This is a genomic window from Conexibacter woesei Iso977N, from assembly GCF_000424625.1.
GTDB lineage: Bacteria > Actinomycetota > Thermoleophilia > Solirubrobacterales > Solirubrobacteraceae > Baekduia > Baekduia woesei_A.
This window is the reverse complement of record NZ_AUKG01000002.1, coordinates 1,151,505-1,165,292: the sequence shown is the minus strand read 5'-3', so window position 1 is coordinate 1,165,292 and position 13,788 is coordinate 1,151,505. Positions and strand designations below refer to the sequence as shown.

Annotated in this window: 13 protein-coding genes; 5 read left to right on the top strand and 8 right to left on the bottom strand. The window is 66.9% G+C overall.

Annotated elements, in window-relative coordinates; all coding sequences use genetic code 11:
* The first annotated feature begins 33 nt into the window (after positions 1-33).
* Positions 34-363 carry a putative quinol monooxygenase gene (locus H030_RS0117885; protein ID WP_027007114.1) on the top strand — a complete coding sequence of 110 codons (330 nt, stop codon included), beginning with the start codon at positions 34-36 and terminating at the stop codon, positions 361-363.
* Between the two features lie 89 nt (positions 364-452).
* Here H030_RS0117885 and H030_RS0117880 read toward each other — a convergent pair whose 3' ends face one another.
* The 3 genes from H030_RS0117880 to H030_RS39205 form a co-directional block, all read right to left on the bottom strand.
* Complete coding sequence (locus tag H030_RS0117880; RefSeq protein ID WP_027007113.1) at positions 453-2,993, bottom strand: ABC transporter permease; 2,541 nt, start codon at positions 2,991-2,993, stop codon at positions 453-455.
* A gap of 3 nt (positions 2,994-2,996) precedes the next feature.
* Positions 2,997-3,707 carry an ABC transporter ATP-binding protein gene (locus tag H030_RS33170; protein WP_051223033.1) on the bottom strand — a complete coding sequence of 237 codons (711 nt, stop codon included), beginning with the start codon at positions 3,705-3,707 and terminating at the stop codon, positions 2,997-2,999.
* Between the two features lie 387 nt (positions 3,708-4,094).
* Positions 4,095-4,544 (bottom strand): hypothetical protein, encoded by a 450-nt coding sequence (locus H030_RS39205; protein WP_155892127.1) that lies wholly within the window; start codon positions 4,542-4,544, stop codon positions 4,095-4,097.
* A 92-nt stretch (positions 4,545-4,636) separates the two neighbouring features.
* On the opposite strand from H030_RS39205, the gene H030_RS39200 reads away from it, so the two are divergent.
* Genes H030_RS39200 through H030_RS0117845 form a run of 4 tightly spaced genes read left to right on the top strand, consistent with a single transcriptional unit; the run spans position 4,637 to position 7,809 of the window.
* Complete coding sequence (locus H030_RS39200; RefSeq protein ID WP_155892126.1) at positions 4,637-5,452, top strand: hypothetical protein; 816 nt, start codon at positions 4,637-4,639, stop codon at positions 5,450-5,452.
* A gap of 11 nt (positions 5,453-5,463) precedes the next feature.
* Positions 5,464-5,934 carry a TIR domain-containing protein gene (locus tag H030_RS0117855; RefSeq protein ID WP_196809178.1) on the top strand — a complete coding sequence of 157 codons (471 nt, stop codon included), beginning with the start codon at positions 5,464-5,466 and terminating at the stop codon, positions 5,932-5,934.
* Positions 5,931-6,845 (top strand): DUF4231 domain-containing protein, encoded by a 915-nt coding sequence (locus H030_RS38480; protein ID WP_081690912.1) that lies wholly within the window; start codon positions 5,931-5,933, stop codon positions 6,843-6,845. The genes H030_RS0117855 and H030_RS38480 overlap by 4 nt, the downstream gene beginning before the upstream one ends.
* Positions 6,814-7,809, top strand: coding sequence for a nucleotide kinase domain-containing protein (locus H030_RS0117845; RefSeq protein WP_027007110.1), 996 nt, complete (start codon positions 6,814-6,816; stop codon positions 7,807-7,809). The genes H030_RS38480 and H030_RS0117845 overlap by 32 nt, the downstream gene beginning before the upstream one ends.
* Here the strand turns inward: H030_RS0117845 and H030_RS39195 are convergent.
* The 5 genes from H030_RS39195 to H030_RS0117815 all read right to left on the bottom strand — a co-directional run bounded on the left by H030_RS39195 (position 7,721) and on the right by H030_RS0117815 (position 13,752).
* Complete coding sequence (locus H030_RS39195) at positions 7,721-8,332, bottom strand: hypothetical protein (protein WP_155892124.1); 612 nt, start codon at positions 8,330-8,332, stop codon at positions 7,721-7,723. The genes H030_RS0117845 and H030_RS39195 overlap by 89 nt on opposite strands.
* Position 8,333: 1 nt before the next feature.
* On the bottom strand, positions 8,334-10,526 hold the full coding sequence (locus H030_RS38475) for a metallophosphoesterase family protein (protein ID WP_081690911.1): 2,193 nt from the start codon (positions 10,524-10,526) through the stop codon (positions 8,334-8,336).
* Between the two features lie 478 nt (positions 10,527-11,004).
* Entirely contained in the window at positions 11,005-11,649 is a 645-nt protein-coding gene (locus H030_RS0117825; RefSeq protein ID WP_027007107.1) for a response regulator transcription factor, read from the bottom strand.
* Positions 11,640-13,394 (bottom strand): sensor histidine kinase, encoded by a 1,755-nt coding sequence (locus H030_RS33160; RefSeq protein WP_051223029.1) that lies wholly within the window; start codon positions 13,392-13,394, stop codon positions 11,640-11,642. The genes H030_RS0117825 and H030_RS33160 overlap by 10 nt, the downstream gene beginning before the upstream one ends.
* A gap of 4 nt (positions 13,395-13,398) precedes the next feature.
* The gene (locus H030_RS0117815; protein WP_027007106.1) at positions 13,399-13,752 is read right to left on the bottom strand and encodes a response regulator; all 354 of its coding nucleotides are present in this window, start codon (positions 13,750-13,752) and stop codon (positions 13,399-13,401) included.
* Between the last annotated feature and the right edge of the window lie 36 nt (positions 13,753-13,788).

The following is a 13,788-nucleotide window of genomic DNA, read 5'->3' as shown; positions in this document are numbered from 1 at the left end:
ACCGTCGGCGGACCGGGACACTAGGGTGCGCGCATGTCATCCACCGCGCAGGTCGTCGTCACCGCCATCGTCAACGTCCGGCCCGAGGCCCGCGAGGAGGCGCTCGGCGCGCTGAGGACCGGGATCGAGGGCACGCACGCCGAGGACGGCTGCATCGCCTACGCCCTGCACGAGGACAACACCAACCCGGCGCGCTTCGTGATCGTCGAGAAGTGGGCGTCGCAGGACGCGCTGGAGGCCCACGGCCAGGCCGAGCACCTCAAGGCGATGTTCGGCGTCGTCGGGCCGCTGCTGGCCGAGCCGCCGGTGATCGTCTTCACGACGCCGCTGGCGGTCGGCGATCCGGCCAAGGCCACCATCTAGCTTCGGAGCCTCCCCACTCCCGGGCGGCGGCGTGTGCCGCCCGCCGCCCGGGGTTCGTGGGGTGTGCTGGGGAGCGAGTTGTTGGAGTCCTACTCGTAGGCGAGGGACTCGAGGACGTCGAGCCTCGCGGCGCGGCGCGCCGGGATGATCGCGGCGAGGACGCCCGCAAAGGCCGTGACGATCAGCAGGATGATCAGCGTCGGGATCGGGATCGACAGCTTGAAGTCGTCGATCGCGCGGGTCACGAGGATCGACAGCACGATCCCGAGCGCCAGGCCGATGATCGCGCCGATCTCGGCGGTGATGATCGCCTCGTAGCGGATCACGCGCCGGATCTGGCGGCGCGACATCCCGATCGCGCGCAGCAGCCCCAGCTCCCGCACGCGCTCGGAGATGCTCAACACCAACGTGTTGACGATGCCGAACAGCGACACGATGATCGCCATCGCGAGCAGGGCGTAGATCAACGACAGCAGCTGGTCGATCTGGCCCTCCTGCTGGTCGATGAACTCCTGGTTGGTCTTGGCCTCGGCCTCCGGGAAGCGGCTGTCGAGCAGGTGGTCGATCGCGGCCTTGGTCTGGGCGTTGCTCCTGCCGCCGTCGTAGCCGACGAGCACGAACGCGTCCTTGGTCGCCCCGAACGCGCGCTGGATGACGTCGTTGCTGACGGTCAAGGCGGAGTACAACCCGCCCTTGTCGTCGATGATGCCCGTGACCCTCAGGGGCAGGTTGTCCACCTTGGCGGTCTTGACCTTCAAGATGTCCCCGACCTTGACGCTGTGGTCCTCGGCGTACTTCTTGGTCACGATGACCTGACCGGGCGCGAGCCTGCGCAAGACATCGTCATTGCCTTGCTTCCAGTCGGAGTGGTAGAGGTCCGGGAACGTCTGCGGGTCGATGCCCGAGACCCCGACCTTCCTGCCGTCGACCTTGGCCTGCGCGTTGCGCAGCGCGCCGACCTCCTTGACGCCCGGGACCTGGGCGACGGCCTGCGTCGCCTCGTGCGAGAACGAGCCGAAGTTGCTGCCCTCGACGACGGCCTGCGCGCGGGAGCCGTTGTGGACCGCGTCGCTGATCGTCTCCTTGGCGCCCGCCGCGAAGACGGAGGCGAAGGTGACGAGCGCGACGCCGACCATCAGCGCGCCCGCGGTGACCGCGGTGCGGCCGGGGAAGCGCACGGTGTTCTCCCGCGCGATCCGGCCGGTGATCCCGCGGAAGCGCTCGAACGGCGCGCCGACGAAGCCGGCGATCGGGCCGACCAGGCGCGGGCTCAGGAACGCCACGCCGAGGAACGTGAAGACCGCGCCGATGCCCATGAGGGACAGCGCCGCGCTCGCCTTGGCGCCGCCGAACAGGCCGAGGGCCATGATCGCCAGGCCGCCGATGGTCAAGATGATGGCCAACGGGAGCGCGAAGCGCGAGCGCCTCTGCTCGGCGCTGAGGCCCTCGCGCAGCGCCGCCAGCGGCGGCACGCGGGTCGCCCGGAAGGCCGGCGCCAGCGTCGAGATCAGCGTCACGACCGTCCCGACGAGCAAGGACACCACGATGGTCCGGGTCTCGATGACGGTGCTCGTCGATGGCAGGTCGGCGCCGAACGCCCTGAACAGCGCCTTCAGGCCGGCGGCGACCGCGATCCCGAGCACGAGCCCGACCGCGGAGCCGACGACGCCGAGGACCAGCCCCTCGCCCAGCACCGAGCGCAGCACCTGCTTGCGCTTGGCGCCGAGCACGCGCAGGAGCGCGAACTCGCGGGTGCGCTGGGCGACGGTGATCGAGAACGTGTTGAAGATCAGGAACGCGCCGACGAACAGCGAGATCCCGGCGAAGGCGAGCAGCGCGGTGCGCAGCACGTCGAGGAAGCCGGTCTTGATGTCCCTGGTCTGCTTGTCGGCCTGCTCGGTGCCGGTGCGGACCTCGACGTTCCTGGGGACGATGGGGGCGATCCGCTGCTTCAGCGTGGCCGGTGAGACGCCGGGCTTGCCGGCGACGTCGATCTCGTCGAACGCGTCGCCCTTGCCGGTCATGCGCTGGGCTTCGGGCAGGGTCAGCACGGCGATCACGCCGCCGCCGAGCGAGTCGGTCCCGGCGATCGTGACGATGCCGGAGATCGTGTAGGTCTTCTTGGCGGCGGCGTCCTGGATCTGGAGCTTGTCGCCGACCCTGAAGTTGTTGTTGTCGGCCGTGCCCTTGGGGATCGCGACCTCGTCGGCCGTCTTGGGCAGGTGGCCCTGGGTGGGCGCGAAGGACTCGAAGCGCTGGACGTCGTGGGCGCCCGCGATCGCGTTGAAGCCCTGGCCCTTGAGCTTGGAGCCGTCGGCCTTGCGGAACGAGCCGCCCTGGGAGAAGACGGCGCCCTCGGCGGCGTCGACGCCGTCGACCTGCTTGATCCGTTCGAGGACCCGGGCCGGGATCGGCGGCGGGTCCTCGTCGCCGGAGAGGTCGTCGTTCGGGGAGATCGCGACGTCCGTGCCCTTGTTGGTCTGGACGAAGATGTTGTCGAACGACTTGGTGATGGTGTCGGTGAAGATGTAGGTGCCGGCGATCAGCGTGACGCCGAGCGCGACGGCGAGCGCCGTCAGCGCGAGGCGCAGCTTGCGCGCGAGCAGGCCCCGGAGGGCGATCTTGCGCATCGGCTAGAGGGCCCCGGCCGTGCCCGCCGCGCGGGTCGTCTCGCGGTCCTCGACGAGCTGGCCGTCGCGGAGGACGAGCAGGCGGTCGGCGTAGGCTGCCGCTTCCTCGTCGTGGGTGACCATGATGATGGTCTGGCCGAACTCGTCGACCGAGCGGCGCAGGAGCTGGAGGATCTCGGTCGAGGCGACCGAGTCGAGGTTGCCGGTCGGCTCGTCGGCGAAGACGACCGCGGGGCGCGAGGCGAGCGCCCGGACGACGGCCACGCGCTGCTGCTGGCCGCCGGAGAGCTCCGACGGCCGGTGGGTGAGGCGGTCGCGGAGGCCGACGAGGTCGATCAGCTGGTCGACCCAGGCGCGGTCGGGGTCCCGGCCGGCGATCGACAACGGCAGGAGGATGTTCTCCTCCGCGTTGAGGACCGGCAGCAGGTTGAACGCCTGGAAGATGAAGCCGACACGATCGCGCCGCAGGGTGGTCAGCGCGTCGTCGTTGAGGGTGGTCAGGTCGACGTCGTCGAGGATCGCTTTCCCGGAGGTGGGCCGATCGAGGCCGGCGAGCAGGTGCATCAGCGTCGACTTGCCGGAGCCCGACGGGCCCATGATGGCCGTGAAGGCTCCGGCGGGGAAGTCGACGCTGACGCCGTCGAGCGCCGTGACGGCCGCCCCGCCCTCGCCGTAGACACGACGGAGCTCCTGCGCAGAGACGATGGAGGTCATGCCCAGCAGGCTCCCAGGCACCCCATTTCCCAGGGGTACGGCTAGCCCCCATCGACCCCCTAGGGGATGTCACATGGTCACCCCTGACAGCGACCCTCGCCCGGCGTCCACCGCCACCTCCCGGCACCGCTCTCAGCACACGTTCGCCGCCACCCGCGGCGCCCCGCACCCACTGGCGTTGCGGTGCGCAGGTCGCAACACCGCGCGACGTCGTCCCCAGAGCGGTCCTGACCGATACCGCCGCCGTCCGCTCTCTCCGCGAGCGCTCGCGTGCAGGCGGGGAACCTCTTGCACGGCACCGACTCGGTGCTGCAACGTCGCCGCTCGTCCCGCAACCCAATCGGTCGTTGCGGCTGGGCTAGTTCGCAAGTTTGCAGACACAGACTGCTACCGGCTGTTGGCGTGGCCTGCTGCGAGCCGGTATCGGCCTGTGCGCCGCCCCACGCTCTCCACTGCGGTGGATCGGTTGATCTGAGCTAGGAACGTACCGAGTGGGTTTTTGCCGCTTACGGAATGGCCACGATCGCGGATCAAACCGAACCATTCGCGATAATGAACCACAGAGTCGGACCCAAGTTCTGCTCTCAGGATCTCGATAGCGACTTCTTCCAGGCGTTGACCTCGTAGCCGCTCGTCGAGCGTCTCCAGCCGAAGCTGAGCGGAGGTACCCAGGATCCCGTCAAGCTCGATGAGGAGATGTTCGTCGCGCGCCAGGTGTTCTTCGAGTTGCTCGGTGATCCGGCGAAGGCGCTCGAGCTGCTCGCGCTGCATCTCAACGCGTTGCGCCAGTGCCCGTCGTTCGGCTAGCAGCTGACGAGTCAGATCATGTGGCGGCACGCTCGGAAAGTTACGCCGGGCGGCGGACGAGAAGTCTCCGTCCGACTGCGAGGCTTTACTACGCGACGCAACACGTATCTACGTCTACGACGATGGTCAACTCGCCAATCGCATCGCCTCCAGCCGCTCCTTGGCAATCGCTGGGATCCACCGATCCTCCAATCGGCTACGCCTCGTACTACCTAGCCGACGAGCTTGCGGCCTTGCCTGTGCGCGCCGTCACTCGAATCAAGGACAACAAGAGCGATCCAAATCTCGAGACAGGCACCTACGGACTGTTCTCGACCTGCCAGCAGAAGATGCGATCAGGCATCGTGCAGACCCAGCCACGGTATCTCTTCTTTGTCACGCGACCACGAGGCCAGCGCCGGCATCTCGTCGGTTACTACGAGCTCGGCTGGTACGCACCGGGATCATTGAGCCGCCGGATCGCGGACTTCGCTCTTGCGGCACGCACCGTGAAGTTCATTGAGCCGGTTCCGCTGACAGCGCTTCCTCCCGAGGTCGAGCCCGCGATGTCGGCGAGGTGGCGTCTCAATAGGCGCCTCGATCCCGAGCAGACTCAGACGCTGCTCACCTTCATGCGCGCTGCCGAAGACCGGACGCACGACTACCTCGATGAGATCGCGCGCGCAGAGCGGATCAACCTCTATTACTCGGGCTTCCGGTATCCGACGTGGAGACGCGAGCAGCCATGGAGTTGGGCTGACGCCACGCGATACCTGCGCGACGCTCCCTACGACCCGAAGGCGCCCAAGATCATGAACTCGTCGCCAACTGGTTGGTGGAGGTGCGCCGACTGCGGCGGGTTCGTGGAAAACGGCGCATTGCTGAAGGCCTGTCCACATTGCCATGTCCTGGACACACTGCGGGCAGTGTCGGCATCAGAGATCCCTCAGGAGAAATGATGACTCGTCGCGTGTTCCTGTCGTACCAGCATCGTGATCACGGAAGAGCGAAGGGGTTCGACCTCATGCGTCATTCGCCACACGTGAAGGCGGAGTACTCGGTGCGTCACTTATTGAACCCTGTGGCATCGACCGATGACGCATACATCGGGCGGAAGATCCGCGAGCAGCAGAAGCACACCAGCGTCACCGTGGTGCTGATCGGCAAGGACACGCACAAGAGCGATTGGGTTCGCAAGGAGATCGAGTGGAGTCTCGCCAAGGATTCTCCGAACGGCGTCGTCGGAATCAAGATCGATAAGGACGCGACGGTCCCCGCGGGGCTGGAGGACTACGGTGCCGAGATCATCGACTGGACCCGTCCCTCCAACGTCGAGACGTTTGAGGACGCGATCGAGCGAGCGGCGCTGAGAGCTGGTCGCGGATCTGCGATCAGTGGGTCCGCTGCTGGCGGAGCATCGGGCTGTGGTCGGGCAGCGTGAAATTCGACGAGCCGGAATATCCGGCGCTCCAGTTGAGCTTCGATCGGTGCTCGACAGCGGCTCAGAACAGGACGATGCGACTGACGCGTGGCAGCCTACTCGCGGGGGTGGTGGCAGCAGCCGCAGGAGTCGTCGCTGGGAGCGATGGAGCAGACTGGGGCGCGATCATTGCGCTGCTCGCGTTCCTCGCCGGTGCTGCTTGCCAGTTCCTCCTTGTCAAGGATCGTCCCGAACGAGACTGGTACGACGCCCGAGCGGGTGCCGAATCGGTCAAGACGCTCACCTGGCAATACGCGGTTGGCGGCACACCCTTCACAACGTCAGGTGATGACGAAGAGGCACAACGCCGCTTGACCAAGCGGTTCCGCGATCTGCTCGACTCACACGCTGGCCTGAAAGATGCGCCGCGGCCCGATGCGCGTCAGCTGACCGGCTGGATGAAAACGCTCCGGAGCGAATCACTCGACGTACGTCGGTCTGTGTATGACTCGGATCGGCTACTCGATCAGGTGCAGTGGTACAGCGAAAAGGCGAAGGACAACGAAACTCTCGCCCGGCGCTGGGCGGTCGCGACGCTCGGACTGCAAGCGTCCGGGGTCCTCGCTGCAACTCTCCGTGCTACCGATGTGATCCAAATCGATCTCATGGGCCTCGCGGCGGCGGCCGCTGCGTCGGGAATCGCGTGGTTGGCATCAAAGGACCACTCGGGCCTTGCGGAGGCTTATGCCACGACCGCCCACGAGCTGGTGCTCGTGCGCGATAACCTGCCGGTCAGGAACGACGAAACGGCCTGGGCCACGTTCGTTGCGGACGCTGAGGCTGCAATTTCACGCGAGCACACCCGGTGGCTCGCTCGCCGGCGGGCGATAGGCTCGCTGGGTGCCGCCGGTCCCTCGCCAGGAAGTTCTTGACGCCTACTGGAGACTCGCCGCCGAGCGGCAGCGAATCCTTTTCCGTCGGCTCGCCGGCGATGCCGGTCCATGGACCGAGGACCCGATCTTGGCGGAGTACAAGTTCTGCAACGCGTATCGCGCAAGTGATCGCGTCTCGCAGTACCTGATTCGGGAGGTCATCTACGGGCGGGCCGACTACACGGCCGAAGACGACGTCCTGCGGATTGTGCTGTTCCGCCTCTTCTCCAAGCCAGCTACATGGGAGTTACTAGTAGACACGCTCGGCGACGTGACCGTCGAGACGTTCCGTTCGGACGGGTTCGGCCGCGTCCTAGATGACGCGTTTTCCAGGGGGCGCAAGCTTTACACCGGCGCGTTCATTCTCTGCGCGAACCGCGCCTTCGGGCACGACCGGAAGCATCGCAATCATCTTGCCCTCCTTGAGTTGATGCTACGCCCTGGCGGCCTGCCTCAGTCGCTTGCGAATGCCAAGTCTCTACGTGAGTTGTACGACCTCCTCGCCAGCTATCCCTTGATCGGCCCATTCATGGCGTATCAGCTTGCCATCGACCTTAACTACAGCGAGCTTTGCTCGTTCTCCGAGAACGAGCACGCGGTCGCGGGGCCGGGCGCGAAACGTGGAATCACCAAATGCTTCGTCGACACTGTTGGGTGGGACGATGACCGGCTCATCCGATGGATGGCCGATCGCCAAGCCGAAGAGTTCGAGCGGCTGAACCTCGACTTCGAGTCTCTCTACGGCCGCCCGCTGCAAGCGATCGACATCCAGAATCTGTTTTGCGAGTTGGACAAGTACTCGCGGGTCGCGTTCCCGGACCTCAAGAGCAACCGCACCCGAATCAAGGCGCGATTCGCGCCAACCGCTGCGCTTCCTACGCCGTTCTATCCGCCGAAATGGGGGCTTGATCCAGCGCCAGCGGTACCGCCGGCAGACGCTCACCAAATAGCGTTGCCAATTTGAGACCGAACAGCAGCGTGTCGGGCAGCCGACGATCGATGAAGTCCGGCCGCTGATCAGGGTCTCTCGTCGCGGTCGCTGCAGCACCCGCGAGCTTCGCCAGGTGCAGGGCGCAGTGGCGCGCTTGCTCGAACTTGGCTAGACCTACGACGTCCGGGTGGTACAGACGATCGTGATTCCACTGGATCTCTTGCAGGTCATCCCACGTGCCGGCATCTCGGACGCGTTCACCTCCGATGAACCCATCAACGGGATTCATTGGATGACGTCGTTCAATGGCGTTCAGGCGGGCACCATAGAGCTCGATTAGATTGACGCCCTCGACCTCCGCCAGGACTAGCGCCAAGTTACGAAGAGTACGGGCAGCCTGCGCGACGTCCGCCCGTTCGTTGGCCTCGCAGTGCTCCAGGTGGTCACAGAAGTTCGAGACTGCCGCTGCCGCGATAGCAAGGTCTGCGGCGGCGGCTACCCACGCTGACGAGCGATCTGCGGCGGGACGGGGGTCGATGTGCACTGTCTGGTTCATGTCAGATTCCTCTGGCAGCGGTTAGCGCTAGTCGGATCCGTTGTAGGTCGCTTCGCACGCCAGCCACCCATTCCGAGTGGCGGTCGTCGGTCTGAGGCGCGGCCGTGTAGGCAATGTTCCGCTGGAGTAGCGCGTCAAGAGACTGCTGGAGCTCGCCGCTCTCGGCTTCCCCAGACACCTGGCTAAGAGCCTCGATGACCTTGCGAAGTCCCGCCTCTGCCACTGGGACGCCGTCGGGGTCGCGTGCGTCGAGCGGCTCGAGATCATCCACAAACTCATTCCACGTAGCGAACAAGTCTTCTCGGCCGCTCAGCGTAGGAGTCGACGCCGCTACGGCTAGCAGGGTGAGCTTCACCAGGTCTTCGTCTGCCGCCCGGTCGATCTTGGGCACGGCGACACGCGGCACGGTCGTGCCGGCAAATGCCATTGTCGAGATTGTGCGCAAGAACCCCGGCTCCAGGTCGGAATAGTGCGAGCCGCGTAGCTCGGAGCATGCCCTCTTCTGCAGCGATGCGAGTTCGGCGACGTTGATTGGCCACCAGTACCGCATCTCCTGTTTGCGGAAGTAGGCGACGCAGTCTAGGCGCCGGCCGTGTGGCGTCGAGCGAATCAAAAGCTGCGCGAGGCAGAACGCGGGGAACTTCTGATCTGCCTTTCGAAGGTCGTCCTCGAGCGGATCTACCAGGACGAGCACCGCGCGACTTGAGGTCTCCTTCTGGCCGAGAGCTTCGACTGCGTGCTCGAATTGACGGATCTTCGTCAGCCCATACTCGTGGATGCGCCCGCCGTGCGTGAAGCGCAAGCCGTTCGACAGGATCGATCGTGGCGCCTGCCACCACGTGACGAGATCTTCGAACCAGCGATCGCGATCCTCGCGTCGCACGTTCGGTAGCTCCGGATATCGCTCGGGCGGCGACGGCGCTTTGGAGATATCGGCGATCTCGCATACCACGTGATTGACTTCCTGAAGCGGGCGATGGAGGTCGAACTCGCTCATCAGCCGGTCGTAGGCATCGTCGAGGTCGTCGCCGCGAATCACGTCCAGACCAAGTCGTCTGCTACTCGGTGGAAGCGACGCCTGCGGCCACAGTCGTGCGCGCTTCGAAGCTCCGCGACGTAGGTCTCCACCGGCAACTACTCCGCTCAAAGAGATGACGTTGCAGTGCGGGGCCGACTTCGGTCCCCCCAGCTCGAGTAGCCGGGCAACCTCGTGTTGTTCCGCTGACGGGCCGTTAATCGTGGCTCCCGAGACCACCAGCATCCGATGAGGCTCGTTGTCGAGCGTCGACGGATCCTGCGCAACGTGGTCCCAGTACAGCGCCCCGACATGCTTGTGCCCATGCATCACCACAGAGAAATGGTTATCTCGAAGGAAAGCGCGCAACAGCCCGAGATTGACGATGGCCTCGGTCGACTTCAGCTCTTCGGTCGCAGAGACAGGGAGGAGCTGATGGTGGAGGACAGCTATACGCACAGCTCGTCGCGGGTCGTGTCCGTCGGCAGCAATCGCTACGTCAGCCTGCTCCAGCGCTCGGCGCAGGTTCGTCAACTGCGAGGGAGCCACGCGCGCCGCGTCACGGGTTAAGACACGGAGCAGCTCCTTCCGGCCTTCCTCGGGGAGGGAAGCCTCAAGCGCGTCCCAGTCGACTCCGTCGACTTCGAGAAGTGGTTCGCGCGAGCCGGAGTAGTTGCTGGTGTTGATCGCCGCAACCACATATGACGCGTCGGGCCCGATGATCAGCGGGCAATGCTCGCGACCAGAACGCCACACCCCGCTCTCGTCGAGATCGACTCCATCTAGGATCGGACGAACGTAGCCGCGACTGCTAATGAACTCCTCGAACAACTCGTAGCGAGAAGCTGAGCTGGGCGGCGTGTACCAAGTTACGTCGTGGTTGCCAGGAACGAACAACGTCCGCTCCACAGGCGGTCTGCGAGCGCCCAACTTCTCGAGTAGCGGTTCGAGCCGCTCGTATCCATCGCGCGAACCACTGACGGTGATATCGCCTGAAACGATTAGAGCGTCAAGCGGCTGTTCCAACTCGGTCGCCAGCCGCTCAAGCGTTTCCTCGAGCATCTGCACTCGTCCGAGTCGTTCGTCGAGCGGGACGAATTCGTCCTTGTAGTCCCCTAGGACGTCCTCGCTACGTACACGCGCGAGATGGATATCGGATAAGTGCAGGAGCGTCGGCAAGGTGCGTGACTGAGTCGAGTACGAGCCAGGCTACCTCCGGCGGCAGACAGCGCCGTCGTCGATTGGAGTATCCGTGGCGGGCACAGGCAGAGCAGCAGGAATACGGGACGGTCCTCGGCATCCGTCGTAGCACCAGACCGCAGATGCGGCGACGCATCAGAGGGTGCGCCATCGCCAGGCTCGCGGAGAGCGGTCCGAGGTGGCAGTGCTGCTGGCGACAACGCTCTGGAACCGACGGCGCGAAGCGGTTGCGGACTGCGCACCGCGACGCCAGCGATTGGCGTGCCGCGGGTGACGGCGAACGTGTGCCAAAGGACGGGCGGAGAGCGGAGAGGGTCGCGGCGCCCGCCAGGACCACTCTCCAGAGACCACGCTGCGAGGCGTTGCGGACTGCGCACCGCAACACCCGCGGTTGGTGTGCCGCGAGTGGCGGCGAACGTGTAGCGAGAGTGGCGGCGCCGCGAGGCGCCGCCGGGTTCTAGGCCTGGAGGTAGGCCAGGACCGCCAGGACGCGGCGGTGGTCCACGACCGTGGGCGGAAGCGAGAGCTTCGTGAAGATCGAGGTGACGTGCTTCTCGACGGCGCGCTCGGTGACGACGAGGGCGTCGGCGATCGCGTGGTTGGAGCGGCCTTCGGCCATCAAGCCCAACACCTCGCGCTCACGCGGGGACAACGCCTCCAGCGGGTCCTCGCGGCGGCGGCGGCCGAGCAGGCGGGACACCACCTCGGGATCCAGCGCCGAGCCGCCCTCGCCGACGCGGCGGACCGCCTCGGTGAAGCGCTCGACGTCGCTCACGCGGTCCTTGAGCAGGTAGCCGATGCCGGCGGCGTCGTCGGAGAGCAGCTCCAGCGCGGAGGTCTCCTCGACGTAGGCGCTCAGCACGAGCACGCCGGTGTCCGGGAAGCGCTCCCGGATCTCCAGCGCCGCCTTCAACCCCTCGTCGGTGTGCGTCGGCGGCATCCGCACGTCGACGATCGCGACATCGGGCTTGTGGGCCCCCACCTTGCGCAAGAGGTCCTCGGCGTCCCCGGACTGGGCGACGACTTCGAACTCCTTGCTTTCGAGCAGCGCCGCGAGTCCTTCGCGGAGCAGCACGGAATCATCAGCGAGCGCTACGCGCACGGGATCCTCGCTCTTACGGTCGTGCCGACACCCGGCGGGGAGTCGACTTCCAGCCTTCCATCGAGAGCAGCGAGCCGGTCTGCGAGTCCTCGCAGCCCCGACCCCGCCGACGGGTCCGCCCCGCCGATGCCGTTGTCCTCGATCTCCACCACTGCGTAGCCATTCTCTCTGAGAACGCGGACGCTCGCATATTCGGCGTGCGCGTACTTGGCCATGTTCGTCAGCGACTCGGCCACGACGAAGTACGCGACGGCCTCCACCGCGGTCGGCATCCGCCCCTCCGGCACCGCGTCGACCTCCACCGGAACGGGCGCGCGGGACGCCAGCGCCTCCAGCGCCGGGCCCAATCCGCGGTCGGTCAGGATCGCCGGGTGGATGCCGCGCGCGAGCTCCCGGAGCTCCTCCAGCGCGCTCGCCAGCTCGACGCGCGCGCCGTCCAGGATCCGCTCCGCCACGTCTGGATCGGCGCGCAGCTTCGTCTTCGCCAGCCCCAACTGCAGCGACAGCGCGACCAGCCGCTGCTGCGCGCCGTCGTGCAGGTTGCGCTCCAGGGCCCGCCGCTCGGCCATCCCGACCTCGATGACCTTCGCGCGCGAGACCTGCAGCTCGGCGACGCGCGCCTTCAGCTCGGCCTCCAGGCGCTCGTTCTCCAGCGCCAGCGCGGCCGCAGCACCGGCCGCTCGGACCAGCCCCGGCTCGTCGAGCAGCGCGGCGTCGTGCACGATCGCCGCCACCGGGACCGCCTCGCGCTCGATCTCCGTGACCGCGCGCGACCGCGACGTGGCCGGCGGCAGGTCGACCGGCTGACCGTGCTGGTCGACGTACCGCTCCGACCCGCGCGACCAGAACGCCAAAGCCAGCGAGGAATCGCCCAGCGCCTCGCTCAACGCATCCCGCAGCGACTCCCCCTCCGCGCCCTGCGCGTTCAGCCGCTCGACGAGGTCCCCGACCGCGCCCGCCCGCGAGTACCGCGACCGCAGCAGCCCGATCACGAACGCCCACGGCACCGCGGCGAACGCCACCAGCGCCGGCAGCGACGGCCCCGCCACGATCGGCGACGACGCCCCGAACAGCTGCTCGGCGACCGCGACCGCCAGCGTCACCATCAGCACGAAGCCCGTCCACAGCACCGGGGCCATCGCGCGCCGCTGCGGCGCCGACGCGTCGCGGCGCTTCTGCCACAGCAGCACCGCCAGCCACACGATCAGCACCGCGGCCACGAGCTGCGCGACCGTCGCGAAGACCTGCGCGCCGTCCGGGTTGTCCCAGATCGCCCACGCGTTCCTGGGCGCGTTGTCGTCGCCGCTGATGTCCCCGCCCAGCAGGAAGAACGGCACCTGCACGGCCAGCGCCGTCACGTAGGCGATCGCCACCAGCCACTGCGCGGCCGGCGTCTCCAGCCGCCCGGACGGGAACGCCAGCAGCATGTGCCCGACCAACACCAGGTACAACGGCCCGACGTAGACGCCGAGCGTGTAGACCCACGGGTCGTTGGCCTCGGTCAACCCGCCCAGGAACCACGCGAACCCGACCGCCGTCATCAGCGCGCCGAAGCGGTTGTGCGGCCGCCGCATCCACGCGAACACGCCGGTCCCGCAGAACGACAGCCCGATGAACGGCCCGAGGACCGCGGTGACGCCCTTGGCGCTCTCGTGGTCGGAGGACACGACGAGCGCGACCATCACCGCCGCCATCGCCACCGACGCCGCGAACAGCGCGGCCAGCGCGTAGCGGAGGCTGCTCATGGCGCTATCGGATCAGTTCCGTGAGCGCCGCGCCAGAGAGCTCGCCCTTCGGGATGAACCCGCGGGCTCCAGAGCGGTGGACGAGCGGGCCGAAGTCCGAGCTGTCGCGCGAGGACGTCAGCACGACGGCGGGCGCGCCGAGCACGCTCGTGATCCGGGCCGCGACGTCGAAGCCGTCGAGGTCCGGGAGGTTGACGTCGAGCAGGACGAGGTCCGGGTGCAGCTCGCCGGCGGCGGCGATCGCGGTCAGCCCGTCGGGGGCCTCGCCGATCACGTCGAAGCCCTCGCTCTCCAGCAGGAGGCGAGCGGTCGACCGGAAGGTCGGGTGGTCGTCGACGATGAGGACCTTCGTGCTCACAGGCTCTAACAATGATCGGCCGTCAGCGGGGTCAGG

Excerpts from the sequence above, each read along its gene's own strand:
- H030_RS0117885 (WP_027007114.1), top strand. The coding sequence starts at position 34 with ATGTCATCCACCGCGCAGGTCGTCGTCACCGCCATCGTCAACGTCCGG.
- H030_RS0117880 (WP_027007113.1), bottom strand. The coding sequence starts at position 2,993 with ATGCGCAAGATCGCCCTCCGGGGCCTGCTCGCGCGCAAGCTGCGCCTC.
- H030_RS33170 (WP_051223033.1), bottom strand. The coding sequence starts at position 3,707 with ATGACCTCCATCGTCTCTGCGCAGGAGCTCCGTCGTGTCTACGGCGAG.
- H030_RS39200 (WP_155892126.1), top strand. The coding sequence starts at position 4,637 with ATGGTCAACTCGCCAATCGCATCGCCTCCAGCCGCTCCTTGGCAATCG.
- H030_RS39195 (WP_155892124.1), bottom strand. The coding sequence starts at position 8,332 with ATGAACCAGACAGTGCACATCGACCCCCGTCCCGCCGCAGATCGCTCG.
- H030_RS33160 (WP_051223029.1), bottom strand. The coding sequence starts at position 13,394 with ATGAGCAGCCTCCGCTACGCGCTGGCCGCGCTGTTCGCGGCGTCGGTG.